This is a genomic window from Pseudoalteromonas aurantia 208, from assembly GCF_014858725.1.
GTDB classification, from domain to species: Bacteria; Pseudomonadota; Gammaproteobacteria; order Enterobacterales; family Alteromonadaceae; genus Pseudoalteromonas; species Pseudoalteromonas aurantia.
The window spans coordinates 2,462,621-2,483,570 of record NZ_AQGV01000012.1; the positions used below are offsets into that span (position 1 = coordinate 2,462,621).

Consider the following 20,950-nt stretch of genomic DNA (forward strand, 5'->3'; position numbering starts at 1 on the left):
AGGGACTTCTTTCACTCCCTGAACTTCCGCCAAATTAAGTTATACCTAAAGCTTATACAAGCAACAGGTTTTAACTTTTAGCGTTACAAATGTAGCATATGAAGCTCAAAGTTCCAACAGAATAATGGCGATGTGTGACGCTAGATCGTACTTTACAATACTAATATGATAAACATTTGTCATAAGTCATAAATTTCAGCTAATACTTTTAATTTTACCTCTTAATTTACACATCTTTAGCCGCAACCCATTGGTATTTTTAATTAACCTCGATACAATCATATTTTAACGCATATAAACTCTTTTTTGAGTTGTTGCGACACGGAATAACACAACAATACGGTTGACTCATGCGCAAAAAAACCAACACCATGATATGGTCTTGCTTTATAGCAAGCTCCCCAGCGATGGCTGCAATAACAGATAATCAATCTTTTTATGGCTACACTGGGTTAATTAATATTCCTAATGCCTATACTGCTGATTTTGGCAGTTTACATACACAATATAATAACCAACTTGAATTTAGGCAAGATATCGTTGATGGGCATAATTTTACTATTAACGCGGGTGTGTTTAAGGGTCTAGAGGTCGGTGGTAAAATTGCCAGTGTGAGTATTCACGATAACCTTTTTCACGAAACTGCAAAAGACAATAAGCAAATTCGTGACTTATCATTCAATGCCAAATATCAGCTACCGTTTGTTCCCCATGAGTGGTTTTCGCTTGCCATTGGTGCGCAAGATATTGGCGGCGCGGCAAACAACTATAAAGCTTACTACGCAGTAGCCACAAAACGTTTAGGTGATTTCGATTTAACTTTGGGTGCTGGCTCAACTGATAATTTAACAAATCGATTAGACGGGGCATTTGCAGGTGTACAGTGGCATGCGACTGATTGGCTAAGTATTACAGCCGAACATGATGGTGAAGCCGCAAGCTCAGGGGTTAAAGTGCACGTACCTAAAAAATGGTTAAGTAATAATTTAGCCATCAGTTTGGCTGCAAACTATTATGACCATAAGCAAAGTGAAGACGACATTTATTTTGGGGTAAACCTTAAATACCAACTCAATAAATCTGAGCATAAAAGTTATAGACCTGTGAAACCAGCACCGCAAATGGTGAGCATCACTTCTGACTCAAACACCCCAAAAGTAAATGCCGCTGCACTCACAAGTCAGCGCTCTCAACAAGCTGACAACACAGTTAGCAAAGGTAAGCCCTCACTACTAAAATCAAAAGTAGTGACACACAATGCCACAGATTCAGAGTTAGAACAAACAGCCATGGCCTTTAAAGCAGCATTACTTGCTGATGGGTTCGAAAACATCCATGTTGGTTATAGCCTATCAAGTGTACACATCATTATTGAAAACCATGTCTTCAACCAAAATGAACTGGATGCTATTGGCTTAATATTAGGTCGCTTACAAGCGCACTTTAACTACCCAGGTATGGACTTCAATTTGGTGCTACAAAAACTTGAAGTGCCGCAAATCCAAATATCAGGTCAATTAGATGAATACAGAGATTTTATACAATCTGGTAGTGCACCTAACTTGGCGATCACCAACCGTGTAAATATACAACATGGTGGGTTAACTTGGGTTAACTTTGGCTCGACTAATAGCCCGTATTACAAACCACGTCTCACATTAAGCCCTGATATTGTTAAAGGCGTTGCTACTGAGCTTGGCGTACTTGATTATTCCCTCGCTTTAAAAGCACAACTAGAGGTGCCAGTTTGGCAAGGCGGTTCTTTCGTCGCGACAGGCACACAAGGTGTTGCCACTTCCGATGATTTCAAAGATAACAAGCCTTTTACACGATTTAGGCATAAAGATGGCCTTACCAGTTTAACCTATAAACAAAATTGGCAGTTGTCGTTCAATATCTATAATCAAACACAAATTGGCTACTATTATGACTTTACAGACTATTTAGGTTTTAAACATCAAAGTATGTGGATGAGCGAAGATGGCCGACATCAAGTTAGTGCGCAATTAGGCTATTTTGACTATCAAGACTATGATGGTGACAAAACAGTTTACAATACCAGTTACCAATACAACTTATCTGAATATGACATCAGCTTATCTGCAAGCGTTGGTAAATTTTTCAACAAAGATAGCGGCTATAAACTCACCAGTAAATTTTGGTTTGGTGACACCTCTTTAGACATTTACTACCTAGATACCACTGGTCGCTTTGTCGGGGTAGGCTTAACAGTTCCTTTAACCCCTCGTAAAGACTATACAACCCCATACGGTGTTCTTAAAGGTAAGAGTAACTGGAGAGAGCGTATACAAACAAGAGTTGGAAACGACGCTAACACTGTGGCTTTTGGGTTAGCTCAACTGCCATTTAATGATACATCAATTGAAACCGAGCTATTTAATCAGAGTCGTTTGTCTGAAAGCTACATTCAGCATCATTTACCTCGATTAAGAGAAGCGTACAAAACGCATAAATAATGAATAAAAAAACCCACTGTTTTTCATAAAAGCAGTGGGTTTTAATCTACATTAATACTAGCAATCTAAAATAAAATCATTCTAATCACTTGAGATTTGATAAATTAATTCACACAACAATGTACAATAATACACTCGCGTTTATCTCAAAAATTACTTAGCGCTTTCTATGGAGAGGTTAGTACCAAATATACTATTGAATAACCCACATAAGAAATACACATTAGAAAGAGCGAAGTGATATAGCCCAAATAAAGCGACAAAACTATAAAACATAAGCGGTTCTGGAATATTGAAAACCTCTCCCAAAACCCCAACTAATGCAAACGAAGTCGATACTAATACAATAATGACTAGCGTTCGTGTTGATGTGAACCCTAGCTTTTGAAAAATATGGTGCAAATGTTCTCGATCGGGTTTAAAAGGCGAGTCTCCCCGCTTTATTCTTCTAATCATAATCGCAGCCATGTCCATCAAAGGAATAGCGATAAGCCAAAGAGCAGTAACAGGCCGAATTGACTGACTTACCTCAGCCGTAACTTGGCTTACAGAAAGTAACAGCCACACAACAGCAAAACCAATCATCATGCTACCTGCATCTCCCATAAACACCTTTCTTTTTCTGCCTAGTAAGCCAAGGTTCATACAAACATAAGGGATAATCGCACAGATAAAAATTAAGCATGTGGAAGTCGTGAGCATATCACCAAAAATAACACCTAGTAGAGCTAAACTCGCAAACGTAACGATTGACAATCCACCAAGTAAACCATCAATTCCATCCACCATATTAAACGCATTTATTGCCGCGATCACAGCAAAAACTGTCATTCCATACCCTAACAATGGTAAGTCAATTGAGCCTAACCCAAATGGATCGCCCAATGAAACAAGTCGGTAATCTGTAAAGTGCATCATAGCTACCGCAACGCATGTTTGTAAGGCTAATCTAAGTTTAACACTCAAATCATACTTATCATCAAGTGCCCCCAATAACGTAAGGAACATTAAACTAATAAGCAGTATGTATAATTGAGGCGATCCGCCCGCTTTTTGGTACAGAAAATATGAAACAGATATACATACAGAAATCCCTCCGGCTAAAGGTACTACTCCTAAGTGTTGTTTTCGTTCATTTGGTTTATCAACCAACCCTATTCTTTTGGCTACTTTTCTCATTACAAACAAAGTAGTAAACGAAAAGAAAAAAACATAGATAAGCTCGACTAACATTTACACATCCTTATTAAAAAATATAAGCGAGATTGAATAGGCTACTATTTTAGTCCATAATAAATAAAATGAAAAGGTGACTTACAATCAATAATTCCTCATAAATCAATGGCGTTATGCCTTCCTTATAGGCACTAAAATAGTGCAGCTTCCATTAAGTAGACATATATTGACTATTACTAAACTAAGTTTAATCAATGATTAGTAAATTTAACCTTGCAATACAGACTTATATCATCATTAAACTCTGTATTAACAACAATATCACGTGTACTTAAATCAAATGCCTTTTTACTCTCTCATTGAGGATACTCTACAATAACAGCGCCAGTACTCTACTGTTTAGAGCATAACTTTTGCATACTTATCCTGAAACGGTCCTTCCTTTATTTCTAATAGTAAAGCTCTGTTACTTATACATTCAACGCTATGGGCTTCACGTGGTTGAACCTCTAGTATATCCCCCTCTCTAGCAATCGTTTCAGATACAACTTTTACCTCATCAAGGTAGCTATATGTTTTTATTAACAGCTCCCCTCTCATTACGACAAACATTTCCCATTGATGGGGTAATTCATGATAATGAGGGGCGACATAGCTGCCCTTAACAAATGCTATTAATAACCGCTGAACTTTATCATCGTGAGAATCATGCAGTAGTTTATGAGCTCTCATCACTTCTGAGCTTTCTGCTTGCGCAAACAAAGTATCACAATCACTACTTGTAAATGATTTCAAGATCTTAATCCCTTCACTATAAGATTCGCTGCTGAGCTTACCGAAAACTCATTTTCAAGTAATTTTTGCGAATTAAGGCCTAACTCCATTCGCTCTTCTTGATCCTCATAAAGCTTAATAGCACTATTTAGCAGAGACTGATCTTCTCCATTATCTAAAATATAACCAGCAGAATTAGAGTTAATCACTTCTTTTAAATCGTTCCCTTTGTTTATACTTCCAAGAATGGGTTTTGCTTCAACCATATACCCTAAAAGTTTGCCTGGAAAATTATGAGCCGTGTGTTTCTTAGAAAGGGAAAAAAGCCCAATATCTATTTCAGCTAGGATTTTTTTAAAAGCATCTTGCCCAACTGATGGAAGAAATGTGAAATTGCTAAGTTGCCACTGCTCCGCTAACTGTTTTATCAGTTCAACTTCATCACCTTGGCCTATAAACAAAAAATGTGCTAATTGGTAGTCATTCATACCCTTTGCCAAGCGCATTAAATTAGCCATATCTTGGGCGTGGCCAATATTGCCACCGTAAAAAAATATTATGTGATTTTCAAGAGATAACTTTTTGCGTATGTCGTAAACTTCTTCCGATGGTTTTAATGACGCCCAATTTCTCAGGATTTCAGACTTACCGGAATAACATGGAGATTGCTTGCCAAATACTTCCAAGTTTTTCTGGGACATAACTCCAATAACATTGGCTGCACTATAGTTTCTTTTCTCAAAATACCTAAAGTACCTCTCAATCATTGAACCCGCATTAATCAAACCAGAATCTATGGCCCATTGCGGGAAGAAATCTCTTAAAATTAAATATGAGCGACAAGCACAACGCTGTTTAATTTTAGAAACTAAACCACCAAAAAAAATACTTGGCGAGTAATAGACGACCCCATCAAATGTATCTCCCTTTATCCGATGTTTTATCGCTGACCAAGCTCTGTGAGACAAAACTGTTTCATTAATTGCTCGCTGTATTTTTCCAATATCTTTAATGGGACTCGATCTAAAGTTCCAAATTTTGACTTTATCTAATTGAGTTTCACGAAAGGCATGCTTCTGTTCAAAACCAGGTGTTATAACCGTTACATTATGGCCCAAATGAGTTAACTCCACAGCTAACTCATGAAACATCTTAGCCCCAACTCTGGTACTGTCAGGTAAATAGTCATCGATAACCAAAGCTAAATGCATTAGTACTCTTTCCAAACAACGCGCTTTACGTAATCAGTATATGAAAGGATTATACGCACAACTTTATCAGAAACATTAGGCATACTATAATCATAAACAGGCCTTAACAGGCGTTCTTCACCCGTTGGTTGTTCTTTCAAAACCTCGAGCGCTTGCATTACTCTTTCAACACCTAAACCTACCATCATAACAAAGGCTTCTTCCATTCCCTCAGGTCTCTCATGTGCTTCACGCATATTGAGTGCCGGAAAGTTAAGAATTGAAGACTCCTCATTAATCGTACCACTATCAGATAAAACGACTTTTGCATTTTTCTGTAAATGATTGTAATCATGAAAACCTAAAGGTTTTAATAATTGAATATTCTTATGAAAGTGTAAGCCCTGCGCTTCAATTCGGTTTCTAGTTCGTGGATGAGTTGAAACAATCACCGGTAAATTGTAATGCTCAGCAATTGTATTAAGTGTTTCCGCGAGTTTTGCTAATTGCTTTGGAGAATCAACATTCTCTTCACGATGAGCGCTTACTACGAAAAATTCACCTTTATGTAAACCTAAACGAGTTAATACATCTGAGGAATCTATTTGCTCAATATAATAATTGAGGACCTCAAACATTGGACTACCCGTTTTAATAACACGATCGGCCGGTAAGCCTTCAGCGAGTAGATAATCTCGCGCTATAGCACTGTAAGTTAAATTAATATCCGCAGTGTGATCCACTATACGTCGGTTTGTTTCTTCAGGTACGCGCTGATCAAAGCAACGGTTGCCCGCTTCCATATGAAAAATAGGAATTTTTCTACGTTTAGCTGGTATTGCGGAAATACAGGAATTAGTATCACCTAAAATTAACATTGCCTCAGGATTTACTTCTTCAAGCACTTCATCTACTTTAATAATTACCTGACCGATAGTCTCCGCTGCATTTTTACCTGCCGCATTAAGGAAGTAATCAGGTTTTCTTATACCCAAATCATTAAAGAAAACTTCATTTAATTCAAAATCGTAATTCTGGCCCGTATGAACAATAATATGCTCACAGTAGTGATCCAACTTAGCTAATACCCGCGACAAACGAATTATTTCAGGTCTAGTTCCTACGACACTTACTACTTTCAACTTTTTCACTTTCATTATACCTTGTACGCAACAGTATCTGGGGTTTCTGGATCAAAATTTTCATTAGCCCATAACATTACAATTAGTTCATCATCACCAATATTTGTAATGTCGTGAGACCATCCAGGTACAGTTTCAACTATTTTAGCTTCGTCACCAGTTGTGATTAATTCACACATTTCGTCCGTAATTATATGCCTAAAACCAAAGCGGGCTTTGCCTTTTATTACTAAAAACTTCTCAGTTTTACAATGATGGTAATGCCCTCCTCGGGTAATACCTGGATGAGCTGTAAAGAAAGAAAACTGACCTGAATCCTTTGTTTTTAACATCTCGACAAAACGCCCTCTGGGGTCTTTATGCTGCTTAACTTCATAGCCAAAATCATCCGGCTTTATATAGCTGATATAAGTTGCATACAAAACACGCTCAAAACCATCGCCAACTCGTTCAGTTATCAAAGATTCACGGCTATTTTTATAATCGTAAATTTTTGAAGCTAACTCGCCCAATGTAACTTTATATATCGGTTCGATATCTATATGAATTTTGTCTTTGTATTGAGAGAAAAGCACATCCAAGAATGAAGTAACGACTGTGCCAATATGCACTAAGTCTAATTCCGCATTCTCATCATTAATTTGGATTGGTAAGTTATTGGCAATGTTGTTGCAGAAAGTAGCGACAACCGAGTTGTAATTTGGTTTACACCATTTACCAAATACATTAGGCAAGCGATACAAGTAAACTTTATTTCCGGTTTCATTATGCAAGTTTAACAGATGCGTTTCAGCTAGAAGCTTGCTTTGTCCATATGCATTATCTCGCTCAGCTTGAATAGAAGAACTTAGTACGATAGGTATATCTCTACCAGTTGCCTTAACACGATTGCAAATTTCAAAAGTTAAATCAGCATTACCTTGTTTAAATTCACTATCACTCTCTGGCCGATTAACACCTGCCAAGTGAAAAATAAAATCAGCTGAGTCCACAAAACTCGTTAATTCATCTAGTGTGTTATTTCTTGTATATCTAACGATCTCAATATCGCTATTACGCTTAAGGCTAATGATTAAGTTTTTGCCAACAAAGCCATCAGCACCTGTAACAAGCACATTCATAATAATCCCTTAAATCAAATTGCAAGTGTACGCATAAAGTTAAGTTTAAGAAGTAATTGCTTCATACCTTCAACATCTAAGCGCTCAGTGTTATGGGAGTTATAATCTTCAACTTCCGAGATTCGCTTATCTCCAGATTCAACGTACTTACCATAATTCAAGTCACGATTATCTGGTGCGACTCGGTAGTAATCCCCCATATCTTCAGCTGCAACCATTTCTTCGCGGCTCAATAAAGCTTCAAATAACTTTTCTCCGTGACGCGTTCCTATTATATCTATTGGATGTGCTTTCTTATCTAACAATTCAGTTAATGCTTTAGCAAGCACTTCAATGGTGGCAGCAGGTGCTTTTTGCACGAAGATATCACCACTATTACCATGTTCGAATGCATAAAGTACTAGATCGACCGCATCTTCTAACGTCATCATAAAACGTGTCATAGATGGGTCTGTAATTGTTATCGGCTTATTGTTTTGAATTAAGTCAACGAAAAGTGGAATTACAGAACCACGTGAAGCCATTACATTACCATAACGCGTCCCACAAATAACTGTTTTAGACGAGTCAACAGTACGCGCTTTAGCAACCATGACTTTTTCCATCATCGCCTTTGAAATGCCCATTGCATTAATAGGGTATACTGCTTTATCAGTACTTAAACAAACAACCCTAGAAACGTTATTAACAATCGCTGCTTCTAAAACATTTTCTGTACCAAGCACATTAGTGTTAACTGCTTGCATGGGATGAAATTCACAAGATGGTACTTGTTTCAATGCTGCAGCATGATAAATATAATCAACACCTCGCGTTGCTGCAAGAATTGAATTGTAATCCCTTACATCACCAATATAAAATTTTATTTTGGGGTTATTATACTCCTTTCTCATATCATCTTGTTTTTTCTCATCTCGTGAAAAAATTCGAATTTCTTTTATATCTGTGTTTATAAATCGTTTAAGAACGGCGTTTCCAAAAGATCCTGTGCCACCCGTTATCAACAATATTTTATTATCAAACAAATTTATTCTCTCTAGTTTATAATACGTTATACAAGTTAAAATCTATTTACACCTGAATAATACCAGGGAAAATAACTAAGCTAATTTCAAAATTACTATTAAAAATAATCTAACATAAATAGCCATTACATCACAAAATATTAGCTACCAATGTAGCCTCTTTCTAACAGAATTAAGTACTCTACAAACCTATAAATGCAATAGTATTACAAAACAACCCATCACGTGTAGAGCAATGTAACAATGTCACTTCATATTTCTAGCCCACTAGATATTTTGCCTAGCTTTTGAAGCTTGCTGACATATCTGTAACTTCTTCTCTAACTCAGGGTAGTTAATTAAAACAGCTCTATACTTACCTTTAAATACAAATAAGCTTCCAGCAGCTGCTCCTACGACTCCGAGCTCTTCCATCAGTGATCCCATATGCTCTAAACTACCAGCTCCTCCCAAAAAAGTAACTGGCACACACAACACTTCTTTTAGGGACTTTGCATATTCAATATCATAGCCTTGCATAGTGCCGTCTAAGTCAACAAAATTAAATACTATCTCCCCCGCTCCCGCATCTTGTAAAGATCGCGCAAGCTCAATCGGATCTTGCTTAATTGTGCGGCTAGCATTATAAATACAAACTTCATACCCACTAGAAAAAAAACCTTTTTTCTTACATATATCGATTACAGCCACCACAGACTGCTTTCCGACAGCTTGAGCCATTTCAGTTAATAGAGTCGGGTTCAAAATAGCAGCTGAACTAACAGCAACCTTTTCAACGCCTAAACTAATTAACTTTGACGCTTGCGCGGCACTTGTTACGCCCCCGCCATAACACAGAGGCATACGACATTCTGCTGCAAACTTTTCAACCAAATCAAAATCTGGTTCTCTTTCATTTCGTGATGCATCTATGTCTACAACCATCAATTCATCAGCTTCTTTCTCATTAAAGATTTTTACGGCATTCAACGGATCACCAACATATTTTGGCTCTTTAAAGTTCCGCGTCTTTACCAACCCTTTATTTTGAATAAGCAAGCATGGGATAATTCGAGATCTTAGCATTTAATTGTACTCTACAAAGTTTTTAATAAGCTGCGCTCCCCAATGGTGACTTTTTTCTGGGTGGCATTGAACTCCATAAATATGGCCTCGAGAAACAATCGCATCAAAGTCCATTCCATAATTTGCAGCAGCAACAACATCCTGTTTATCTGACGCATCAAAATAATAAGAGTGTAAAAAGTAAAATTGTGGCTCTAAATCACTCTCCTTAGAAAATAAGGATGTATTTGGCGATACCGTTAAATTATTCCATCCCATATGTGGCATAGGTAACTTTGCGGTTACCGGGTTATTGGCAAAAGACTTAACTTTACCTGGAATCCACCCCAGTCCTTTTAACTCACCTTCTTCAGAGCTATCTGCCAACATTTGCATTCCAACGCAAATGCCCATAACGGGGATTTTTTCATTACACACAAGCCTATCTAACTCCGCCCGCATACCTGATTCATTTAAGCTCTGCATAGCATGATCAAAGTGACCAACTCCCGGAAGAATTAAATGGGTTGCATCACTCAATTCTAAAGGGGATACTGCCCGCTTAGCTTCCAGCCCCAGCCGCTTAAACAAAGTAAGGAAAGCTTGAATGTTCCCAACGCCATAATCAACAACTCTTATCAACGAAAGTACCTCTTTTCTAAACCAAGCCATCGCAATGCATTAGCACCAAGCATTATCAACCACCGTTTATTCTTATAATCACGGTAGGTCTTTTTTGGTTGCTTCAAGATAGCATCTAGGCTATTCACATTAAGGCCTAATTTATGCGCTATATATTCAAATTCTTGCTCGTGGAAATGTTCATCCATTTCTGGTTTAGAAATTCGAGTCAATGCCGCCTCACGCGTCATCTGTTCAGTCATAATTAAACTTGAGAAGTGCGCTCTTCGTTTTTCGTATCCAAACCGTTTAGGTAACCAAAAGTCTTCATAAAAGCGAGTAAAACGGGACTCATGGTGTTTATGCTTAAAACGCTTCCAGCCAAATTTAAGCTCTAACTCATCCTCTGCTTGCTTTTTCATGAACGGCGTCATGTTCAATGGGTGATGAACTTTCATACCCAATACTTTTTGATAAAAAACTTTATATACAAGAATGTCTGTCAATGGAAATGAACTAAGTTTTCCAGTGCCAAATTTTTTCCAAATATCGCCAAACAACCTTTTATCTATTCCAAGGTATCCGCCCCACTCTTCAGGCTCTCGACAACACTCTGTAGAAAAGTTTGAGCCTGTCAGAATATGTTTTACTTTATGCTGACGCGCAAACTTATACAAGCCAGAAAAAAAAGCAGCATCTTGGACTAGGTCTTGGTCAGGGATTCCTGAGTTTAAAAATGCAACTTGTAGACTTCGCATCTCTTCCCAATTAACAACTTCTGTATATAAGTCAACGTCTAGACCATCAACCAGTTTTTCAATATTGCCAACCGCCTGATCTGTGTTCCAACCTGCATCAACGTGTACAAGTAATGGTCGTAAACCCATTATTTCTTTTGCTACATATGCCGTATACGAACTGTCTAATCCACCTGAAAGACCTATAATACAATCAAACTCTTTGCCTTTCCCATCATCCTTAATTAACTGTGCTAACTGTAGCAATTGGCTATTATCACTTACAGTGCTATCCCAGTTAGGTTTAATTGTAGAGTCAAAGTTATTGCAATAGTTACATTTACCTTGAGAGTCAAAAGTGATGTTAGGATCCGTAGTGTCCATAATACAACATGTGCAAATCTGATATTCTTTAGAAAGCATCTTTAAACCTATTGTTTTAACTTTTCGAGAACTAATAACATATATGTGAACGTTTCTTTGCTGCATCTATTCCATGAAAATTTTGCAGCTTCGTTATATGAAACCGTTGCTTTTTCGATTGCAAAATTGACACTAGAGCAAATACCAAGCATTGCATCCACAATTGAAGATGGAACCTCTGGGTCAAAATACACACCATTTTCCGTAAGCACCTCCGGCATAGGTCCTCTATCTGAGCAGATGACTGGTAAACCCGCTGACATCGCTTCTATAAGAGTATTAGGCATATTTTCACAGCTCGACGCAAAAATAAAAATATCATGCTCATGGAGTAAAAGAGGAATTTCATTGTGTGGCAAAAAATCACAAACCGTGACACTTGAGCTTCCATCATCAAACTTTTGAATTGCTTCATTTACTTGCTGGGCACATGGGCCACTGTTCGCGCCAACTAAGGTGAGCGTGGCATTCTTGCCTGATAAAGCACGAAACTTAAAAAATGCTTCAACTACGTGCCATTGATGCTTATATTTATCGGCATTAGAGACATAAATAAATCGAGGGTTTTCAATATTGATATCTTTTGTTGGCGCTTTTCTAAAAATTTCGCTAATACCATGAGGTATCACTGCTTGTTTAGTTAACTTACCAGTAAAATTAGAAATAACATTTTCCGCATATTGTGTCAGAAAAATTGTGCCTTGCGCAGATTTTAACGACCACACCTGCATATACTTCAGTAACAAAAGCCTCAACCATGACTTCGAAGGGAAGTAACGCCCCATTTCTCCATCTTCGAATGACAGCATATCTCTGCTCATTACAACAGATGGATAAAATCGACATACAGTACCTGCATCCGTTGACAGTAATATATCTACATTATTCTTGTTTAACGCTTTCGGCAAAGATCTCCTTTGCCATAAGACTTGCGTGAAAATCCCCCTCTCCAACTCTTCAGGCAAATGAATCGTAAGCCAAGAATATTTAGGCAGCATTTCAGCAAGCTCTCGATAAGTCCATACGTGGATTTCCGCAATTCGTTCATCTAAGTCTAAATCAGATAGAACACCAATCAAATGAGCTCGAGCTCCTCCTGATCGATTTCGCGATGCGTCAACTCCAATTACATATTTGCTATTTTTCATTTTTTGACGCTTGTCTTTTCTTGTAATAATTTGCGTGAATAGATTGCAAAACTTCATAATGCGATTCACAAGTTATTAAGTTCTTCCTAACTGCAACCCTAAACAAGGGAAATGCTATTCGTTTGAATAAAGAGAATCTAGACAATATTCTCATAGGCCAAGCAATGAACGGAAAATAAACGAGGGTTAAAAACTCATTCTCCACCTCAGAACAGTACTTCATCCATTTATCATTCAAAACATCAACAGATGTCAAACATTCATTCTGCTTTTCTAGGAAACCCGTCAACTCTTTTTCCTCTATTGTATTGAGTATTTCAACGCAATACTTTTCACTACTTTGTTTCGTATAAAGTAATTCCCCGTCAAGTCGTCCTTCGTCAGTTATTGATACCTTCACCAATAACCCACGATTCCACTTGAAGTCATGTTTATTACCGGGGAAATAGAAGTTCCCTATTCCATAAAAGATTTGACACCCATCATGTACTTCATAGGCACTAGGCGTATGTGTATGATGGCAAACAATTAAATCTGCGCCTAATTCCGCCAACAATCTACATTCATTAACTAAACGAGGCCTTGGTATAGCCAAATGCTCTACACCACAATGAAACGCTATAATAACAAAGTCAAACTGGGATTTAGCAAGTTTAAGCTGTCGAATTAAGCTTGGCAGATCATAGCCACTCACACCACCCACATCGCCATCAACTGCTCCGAACTCATTCTCGCAAATATTAATTAATGCAACGCTTTTATCTTCAAGTTTTAACTCTAAAGCACGTTTTGCACTGTTTTGATTCAGCCCAGCTCCACAGTGCCGAATAGCACTTTTCTCACAGAACTCTATGGTATCTTTTAACCCTTGTATTCCAAAGTCCATCATATGGTTATTTGCAAGCTTTGCGTCTGTTATTCCAAAGGAATTCAAATCACCAACGCTTAGGTTGTCAAGCTTTAAGTTTGGACCACTTTTATGTACTAACTTTGAACTTTTAGTGACTGGTGCTTCCAAATTTACAATAAAATGATCTGCGCCATTAATCTCGGCTGTTAAAGTCTTACAATATAGGCTATCAGTATCATTATAATTGCCAGTATCATTAGGTACAAAGTCCCCAGCAATCAATATATAGCTCTTCAAAATAAATCACTCCGAGAATATTTCTTCAACAACCAATTCAGCATTAAAATATTTAAAAGCAACATCGACGCCATTATTGGCAACATTAATGGCCTTCGAATAATCATCTAACACACTTGAAATTCTTTGCGCCAGAGCTGAGACACACCCTGGCTGTACAAGATATGCAGAATCACCATCAACAAGGAAAGCATCTATCTCACCTGTTTTAGTAACAATAACCGGCACTCCAGTTGCCAAGTACTCACCTAACTTAGTGGGAAAGCCATACTTAGCCTGTTCAGAGTTATTTCGCGATAATGCTAACAAATCAGATTCAGTAAGCTGCTTTGGGACATCAGAAGCGGGTATGAGACCAATTAAGTCAACATTCTTATCAATACCTAGCTTAAGAATAAGTGGCTGCAAAATATCTGTGAAATATTTTGTATTATTATCCCCAATTAGTTTCAAGCGAATATTCTTGCCTCTTGATATTTGATCAGACACAGCCTCAAGTAATATATTTACGCTATCCTTAGAAGATGTCAAATCACCACAAAAAGTGATGACAAAGCACTGCTCCGATAACGGGGCAGATCTTTTCTTTGGCTTATCAAACCTAGAAAAATCAACAAACATATTCAAAATAGATACTTTCTGACCATTCACTCCACATGAAATAAAATGTTGTTTCAAAGCTTGAGTAATTACAAACAACCTATCTACTTTTTTTACAAAAAGCTGATACAGTCCAAAATCAACTTTCTTAATGAAAGATTTTCCAACCATAAGTGAAGGTAATTCTGTTCGTTCATGATATAGCTTAAAGCCGCAAATCTTTGCCATTAAATAGAATATCGCAAAAAAAACACCAGATGTTCCTAGGTAAAAAACAATATTCTTGTCTTCCTTGGATAAATTTTTTCGAATAGTTAACAAAGAACAAATAGCAAAAAGTATCGACTTTAGTATTTTTAAAATTTTATTACTACTTGGCAAAACCGCGTTAATCGGCTGCTCATTCCCTTTAGTATCAGCACTATGTAATACTGAATAAAGAAAGCTATTCGTATTGTCTCGCTTACTATATTTAGTAAGTGCAATATGTCGATTTACAGCTGCGCCTGGCTCATTAAAATTCTCAAAAGAGAAAAAGTGAACATTAGTCTTCTCCATGATACTTGCCTACTTCTCCATGATATTTGCTTATATAATCAACAATACTATCCACTAATTCATGTTCTAATACTGAATTTTGTTCAATTACTTTCCAATTAGCATCTTCCTTTACAAAGTAATGAGGTGACTTTTCTAGCGTATATGTCCCAAACATTAAAAATTGAAACTCAATCAAGTGGACCTCTTTCCCTCTAGGATCAAAAGCAAGGTCAACTGAGATATAAGGACATTTAAAGTGTTCAACCAAGTTATTTGCTGCTTGTAAAACCTCATCAGGTACATCAGTACTAAATTCAAAACGCCCGCTACCACTTGCCCTAAAATCATTCTTACGATTTAAACGCTTTAGTGCATATGTTTTATTCTTATATACTAGTACCTTATAATCCCCAGGAAGATCTGGTACAAACTCCTGCAAAATCACTTTGCTACGGTGAGATGACTCCATAATGTAGCCATCTTTAAAAAAGCTCTTCAACTTATATCTAAGTACATCCTTAAAATTAAATGTCGACATCAATTTTTTAGCTGTACTTCGCAGCTCTTTTTGAGATTTAATAAGCGCTACGCCTTTACTTTGACAACCTTCAGCACTCTTTAAGACTATAGGAAAGTGAATATTTTCAATATCGTTTTCCAAGCATTCCAGTGTGCCATACACTGAACTCTTAGGTATCTTCACACCTTCAAGTTCAATATTATTACCAAGTAACGATTGATAAACTTTGTTTTCATGACAATAAAATGCTTCAAAGTTAGGTATAAGAGTTGCACCCAACTTTTCAAGCATTGTTAAAACATCGGAAATATAGCCTTTATAAAGTAGCCCTCTGTCTTCTGAAGACTGATATAGTACGTAATATTCGGACCAATCTTGAGAGAAATCAACATCCTGGAAAGGTATAATTTCAATATACATTCCATATTCAGAGAACTTGTTTTTAATTTTATCTAAATCCATTCCAGCTGTGCTTTTTTGGATACTAGAATAAAACTGTCCCCTATAGTCTGTTAACAAAGCTATTTTTTTCATTATGATTCTCAATTCTGTAATTTATAGCTAAAATTATAAATGGGGTGTAAATCAAAAAATATCGCAAATTTATTATAGGAACAACCAACAATAGAAGCACCATACAAAATAAATATCGCGATGGTAAATTATCGCTTAAATCAATCAATCGTGTCAACCGACGAGCTCTGGCTAATATATATAATAAAAAAAACATCGAAGTCAGGCCTACATAATCAATGTAAGGGTGGAATGCCATTATAGGAGCTTTAACTAGTTCAACTATATACTGAAAGAATCGAATAGGGTTAAGCAAAAAATTTCCTATATAATACCTATCATTCAAAGAAGCAACATATGTAGAGATCCCCCCCCCCAAATCAGCCCCTTCGCCTATTACATATTTAAAGGCTAACACCCCAAATAACGAAGAAAAAAGATAACAAACAATGATTCGATATAATACTGATATTCGTTTATATTCCATAATCAGTAAAAATAAAACCAAAAGAACAATTTGAAATCTTACTAAAACGGCACAAATTAAAATACTCAAATAGAACTTGAGAATTTTCCCTTGAGCTAGAAATCTAAAGTTCAGCATTAAGAAGTAACTATAAATAACATCTTTACCTGCCAACTGAACTGAATACAAAAGAAACAGATTCAAAAAAAATAAATACTTAACATTATTATCATAGCCTAAAATATTTATGATCTTGAGATACTCAACCCCCAGCAACAAAACAAACAAAAAATTAACAATCAACACTACACTTTCGAAAGAAATCCAATAAAACACATCTTGAAAAAAACTATATAACAACGCAATACCTGTTACATTATCAAAATATGTATAGATACTTAATTCTGAATTAGAAAGTTGTAGCATTCTATTCTTATATTCTAAATGATCATGAATATTAGCAATATGGGAGTTTGTATTGTCGATACTGTATGTGTTAAGTACAGGCTCCACTAAATATGAGTTATAGAAAATAGCTAAGAGTAAAAAGAAAAACATAGTCACATAAAAATAGAAACTACTTTTACTTACTATAAAGCTTGTTCTAGCCATTACCATACTCCAAAGGGGATACTAAAATTTAAAAGCTTCATAGAATTAGCTAAACCGCTTATTTAAAGTTAAAAATAAAACAGAAATCACCATCGAAGTTGAAACCACACATGCTAGTACAACAAACCAAAGAGACATTACCGGTCCAGCTTCCATATAAACAAAAAAAGAGGCTCCAACTAACAACATATATATGAAATCTAAGTACACTAATTTTTTCTGAATCGAAAATACTCGATAGCAAACCCTATAAATCGTACCAACCATAAAAATTAGCGCCCAACATATAATTAAAGGGAACATCTCAACTGCCAGATCCCAATTAGCACCCAATATAAGCTTATATATTGGTTCCATAAAAAATGAACCAATACCAATAGGGATGAAAAGGAAAAAAACAGGTATAAACTTTATTTTCTTAATATAATTATACGCATCCTTTTCAGATAAAGCTCCGAGCTTTCCATAAAGTACTTGAGCAACAGAGGAACTAACCAAAATAGCAGGAGCCCATACAAGCCGACTTGCCATACCATAGTTTCCAGATGCCTCAGAGCCAAACCTAAACTCAATTAAATAAAGTGGTATAAAAAATGCTGCAATAGCTATTAATTCTTGAAAGCTTCCATATATATAAAAATCGGATCTCGTTTTATAAACTGATATAAGCTTAAGCTTCAATATTTTCACATCAAACTTGAGAAGCTTATAATTTCTGAAAAATAGAAATTGGACTATAACCTCAGCAATAATTGCCGATACTGCTAATCTCTCTAAAAAGCTTAAGAAGAAGAATGAAAATTGCAAAGTGGAAATCAAAACAGCTCTAGCTATATATATCTTTGATATAAGACCAAATTCTCCAGAAGATGTCATTAATGATATATTTGTATTATAAAGCGCTAATACGGCTCCCAATAACACACCTAAGAGAAATATGTTGCCAGAACTTAATAATGACACACTAAAAAAAACAAAGCTCACAATCAATGTTTGAAAAACTAAAACAGAAAAAAGAGCTTTTTTTTCCTCAAAACACTTTGTTATTGGTAGTACGTGATGTAACTGTAGTAAAAAAAAAACAGCAAAAAACGTAGATAGCGATTGTACTAGCGCTAAAACAGAGAATTCATCTGGGGAGTACATTCTAGCCAGAAAAAAAAGTGACACAAACTGGATTACCTGCGCAACTAAGTTGCCAGAAACCATTTTGAGTATATTCTGAAACATCTTGATTTAACTCATAATCACTAAGAACAAAATATTAATCATTATCGATACTATTAATATACCAATCTACAGCATATAGAATGCCATCCCTAAGATTAACCGGATGTTCATAACTGAGTAGTGATACAGCCTTGGATATATCGGCTTGAGAATGTCTAACATCACCGGCTCTAAATTCTCTATATATTGGTTTAGCCGTTATTTGTACTTCACTTTTTGATAACCCCTCAACGATGGCCTCATATAAGTCATTTAGTGTTGTTCTGTCACTGACGGCAACGTTATAAATTTCATTCTTAGCTTCATTTTTTGCTGTTGCTGCTAATATATTCATTTGTACCACATTGTCAATGAAGCAGAAATCTCGACTTGTTTCTCCATCTCCATTGATAAAAACATCCTCGCCTTTTATCATTGCGGAGGTCCATTTTGGAATAACAGCAGCATATGCCCCGTTTGGATCTTGACGTTTACCAAAAACATTAAAATAGCGAAGTCCTATAGACTTAAACCCATAAGTGCGGGCAAATACACTTGCATAAAGCTCATTTACATATTTAGTAACCGCGTAAGGTGATAACGGGTTACCTATATTCTCTTCCACTTTAGGTAGTGCTGGGTGGTCACCATAAGTAGAACTGCTAGCTGCATATGTAAAGCTAGTGACAGACTCGTCTTTAGCTGCATTAAGCATATTTAAAAAGCCTGTAATATTTGCCGCATTCGTCGTGATCGGATCTGCAATCGAGCGAGGAACAGAACCTAGCGCTGCTTGATGGAGAATGTAATCAACCCCTTTAACAGCATTTGTACATGCTGAATAATCCCTGATATCTCCTTCAATAAATGAAAAGTTTTCCCATAACTCTTCTGAAACCAAGCTTTTAACTTCATCCAAATTATGCTGATGACCCGTTGAAAAATTATCTAGGCCGACCACCTTTTGCTTTAGTTTTAACAGTGTTTCTAATAAATTAGAACCAATAAACCCTGCAACACCGGTTATAAGCCAAGTTTTAGGGTGACTCTGCAGTTCTGATTTGACTTCTTCGTAACGTGACATATAAAACTCTTAGATAAAATAAATAGAATTACTCAAAAGTAGGCTGTAATAACCTATTTCTAACTCAAGTATTTTTTGCGATGTTAGAGCCGCATATCAACTGCATGCTTAGGTAAAACATATTTTAAATCGTATAATACATGTTCTTTTTTACCCAACTTTCTAATTTCATCAACGCCAAGATCTTTAAATTCATTATGGCCAACGGCCAAAATTATTGCGTCATAATGATCTTGCTTTGCTTGTGTATTGAGCGTCAGCCCGTATTGGCTTTCTGCCTCAGCAGTCGAACACCAAGGGTCCATAACATCTACATTGATATTGTATTCTTTAAGCTCTTCGACAATGTCAATTACGCGAGTATTACGTAAATCTGGACAGTTCTCTTTGAAGGTTAACCCCATTACAAGAACATTTGCTCCTTCGACGTGAATACGTTGCTTGAGCATTTTTTTGATTAATTGAGAAACAACATGCTGACCCATTCCATCGTTTAAACGGCGGCCTGCCAAAATCATTTCTGGATGATAACCAACTTCTTGCGCTTTATGGGTTAAGTAATAAGGGTCAACACCAATACAATGCCCGCCAACTAAACCTGGGCGAAATGGTAAGAAATTCCATTTTGTACCAGCCGCTTCTAATACTTCTAATGTGTCTATCCCTAACAAATTAAAGATAATAGACAGTTCATTAATTAAAGCGATATTCACGTCACGCTGTGTATTTTCTATGACTTTAGCTGCTTCTGCCACTTTAATAGAACTTGCTTTGTGCGTGCCTGCTTCGATAATTGATTTATACAGCTGATCAACCAATTCAGCAATATCAGGCGTTGAACCACTCGTAACTTTTAATATATTCGTTACTCTGTGTTCTTTATCACCTGGGTTAATACGTTCTGGTGAGTAACCTGCAAAGAAATCTTGATTGAACTTCAAACCTGACACCCTTTCTACAACCGGTATGCAGTCTTCTTCAGTTGCTCCAGGATATACAGTCGACTCGTAAATAATAACATCACCACGACCTATGACAGTACCTAACATTTCACTAGCACTGATCAACGGTGATAAATCTGGTTGTTTGTGACCATCTATTGGTGTGGGTACTGTCACAATATAGACATTACAACTTTTTAAATCGCTCACGTTATGCGAATAATCAAGCTTCGTGGCTTGTGTTAACTCTTCAGCGCTAACTTCCAATGTTGCGTCGTACCCATCAAGCAATTCAGACACTCGATCCTGATTAATATCAAAACCAATTGTTTGGTATTGTTTACCAAACTCCACAGCCAACGGTAGACCAACATACCCAAGACCAATAATTGCAACCTTCTTCCCTTTCAATAATTCTTGCATTTTAATATTCTCAAAAC

General features: G+C 36.6%; 18 protein-coding genes. 1 reads left to right on the forward strand and 17 read right to left on the reverse strand.

Annotated elements, in window-relative coordinates:
* The first annotated feature begins 350 nt into the window (after positions 1-350).
* The gene (locus PAUR_RS14590) at positions 351-2,477 is read left to right on the forward strand and encodes a YjbH domain-containing protein (RefSeq protein WP_225738359.1); all 2,127 of its coding nucleotides are present in this window, start codon (positions 351-353) and stop codon (positions 2,475-2,477) included.
* A gap of 153 nt (positions 2,478-2,630) precedes the next feature.
* On the opposite strand, the gene wecA is transcribed toward PAUR_RS14590, so the two are convergent.
* From wecA to tviB, 17 genes are all read right to left on the reverse strand, one after another.
* Entirely contained in the window at positions 2,631-3,710 is a 1,080-nt protein-coding gene (gene wecA / locus PAUR_RS14595) for a UDP-N-acetylglucosamine--undecaprenyl-phosphate N-acetylglucosaminephosphotransferase (RefSeq protein ID WP_192508404.1), read from the reverse strand.
* A 342-nt stretch (positions 3,711-4,052) separates the two neighbouring features.
* Positions 4,053-4,448 (reverse strand): WbuC family cupin fold metalloprotein, encoded by a 396-nt coding sequence (locus PAUR_RS14600; RefSeq protein WP_192508405.1) that lies wholly within the window; start codon positions 4,446-4,448, stop codon positions 4,053-4,055.
* Complete coding sequence (locus tag PAUR_RS14605; protein ID WP_192508406.1) at positions 4,445-5,638, reverse strand: glycosyltransferase family 4 protein; 1,194 nt, start codon at positions 5,636-5,638, stop codon at positions 4,445-4,447. Before PAUR_RS14605 ends, PAUR_RS14600 begins: the two co-directional genes overlap by 4 nt.
* Positions 5,638-6,768, reverse strand: a complete 1,131-nt coding sequence (wecB, locus tag PAUR_RS14610; protein WP_192508407.1) for a non-hydrolyzing UDP-N-acetylglucosamine 2-epimerase — start codon at positions 6,766-6,768, stop codon at positions 5,638-5,640. Before wecB ends, PAUR_RS14605 begins: the two co-directional genes overlap by 1 nt.
* 5 nt (positions 6,769-6,773) lie before the next feature.
* Positions 6,774-7,880 carry a UDP-2-acetamido-2,6-beta-L-arabino-hexul-4-ose reductase gene (wbjC, locus tag PAUR_RS14615; protein ID WP_192508408.1) on the reverse strand — a complete coding sequence of 369 codons (1,107 nt, stop codon included), beginning with the start codon at positions 7,878-7,880 and terminating at the stop codon, positions 6,774-6,776.
* A 14-nt stretch (positions 7,881-7,894) separates the two neighbouring features.
* The gene (locus PAUR_RS14620; protein ID WP_192508409.1) at positions 7,895-8,905 is read right to left on the reverse strand and encodes a polysaccharide biosynthesis protein; all 1,011 of its coding nucleotides are present in this window, start codon (positions 8,903-8,905) and stop codon (positions 7,895-7,897) included.
* Between the two features lie 267 nt (positions 8,906-9,172).
* Complete coding sequence (locus tag PAUR_RS14625) at positions 9,173-9,970, reverse strand: AglZ/HisF2 family acetamidino modification protein (RefSeq protein ID WP_192508410.1); 798 nt, start codon at positions 9,968-9,970, stop codon at positions 9,173-9,175.
* Entirely contained in the window at positions 9,971-10,621 is a 651-nt protein-coding gene (gene hisH / locus PAUR_RS14630; RefSeq protein ID WP_225738361.1) for an imidazole glycerol phosphate synthase subunit HisH, read from the reverse strand.
* Positions 10,588-11,730, reverse strand: coding sequence for an N-acetyl sugar amidotransferase (locus tag PAUR_RS14635; RefSeq protein ID WP_192508411.1), 1,143 nt, complete (start codon positions 11,728-11,730; stop codon positions 10,588-10,590). The genes hisH and PAUR_RS14635 overlap by 34 nt, the downstream gene beginning before the upstream one ends.
* Before the next feature lie 8 nt (positions 11,731-11,738).
* A complete protein-coding gene (locus PAUR_RS14640) occupies positions 11,739-12,878 on the reverse strand; it encodes a glycosyltransferase family 4 protein (protein ID WP_192508412.1) in 1,140 nt (379 codons plus the stop codon).
* The gene (locus PAUR_RS14645) at positions 12,868-14,025 is read right to left on the reverse strand and encodes a CapA family protein (RefSeq protein ID WP_192508413.1); all 1,158 of its coding nucleotides are present in this window, start codon (positions 14,023-14,025) and stop codon (positions 12,868-12,870) included. The genes PAUR_RS14640 and PAUR_RS14645 overlap by 11 nt, the downstream gene beginning before the upstream one ends.
* 6 nt (positions 14,026-14,031) lie before the next feature.
* Positions 14,032-15,183 carry a glycosyltransferase gene (locus tag PAUR_RS14650; protein ID WP_192508414.1) on the reverse strand — a complete coding sequence of 384 codons (1,152 nt, stop codon included), beginning with the start codon at positions 15,181-15,183 and terminating at the stop codon, positions 14,032-14,034.
* Positions 15,170-16,219 carry an ATP-grasp domain-containing protein gene (locus tag PAUR_RS14655; RefSeq protein WP_192508415.1) on the reverse strand — a complete coding sequence of 350 codons (1,050 nt, stop codon included), beginning with the start codon at positions 16,217-16,219 and terminating at the stop codon, positions 15,170-15,172. The genes PAUR_RS14650 and PAUR_RS14655 overlap by 14 nt, the downstream gene beginning before the upstream one ends.
* Positions 16,188-17,276 carry a hypothetical protein gene (locus PAUR_RS14660; protein WP_192508416.1) on the reverse strand — a complete coding sequence of 363 codons (1,089 nt, stop codon included), beginning with the start codon at positions 17,274-17,276 and terminating at the stop codon, positions 16,188-16,190. Before PAUR_RS14660 ends, PAUR_RS14655 begins: the two co-directional genes overlap by 32 nt.
* Positions 17,277-17,321: 45 nt before the next feature.
* Positions 17,322-18,446: a polysaccharide biosynthesis protein gene (locus PAUR_RS14665; protein WP_192508417.1), complete on the reverse strand. Its 1,125-nt coding sequence runs from the start codon at positions 18,444-18,446 to the stop codon at positions 17,322-17,324.
* 94 nt (positions 18,447-18,540) lie between these two features.
* On the reverse strand, positions 18,541-19,569 hold the full coding sequence (locus PAUR_RS14670; protein ID WP_192508418.1) for an NAD-dependent epimerase/dehydratase family protein: 1,029 nt from the start codon (positions 19,567-19,569) through the stop codon (positions 18,541-18,543).
* Positions 19,570-19,652: 83 nt separating this feature from the next.
* Positions 19,653-20,933, reverse strand: a complete 1,281-nt coding sequence (gene tviB / locus PAUR_RS14675; protein WP_192508419.1) for a Vi polysaccharide biosynthesis UDP-N-acetylglucosamine C-6 dehydrogenase TviB — start codon at positions 20,931-20,933, stop codon at positions 19,653-19,655.
* Positions 20,934-20,950 lie beyond the last annotated feature (17 nt).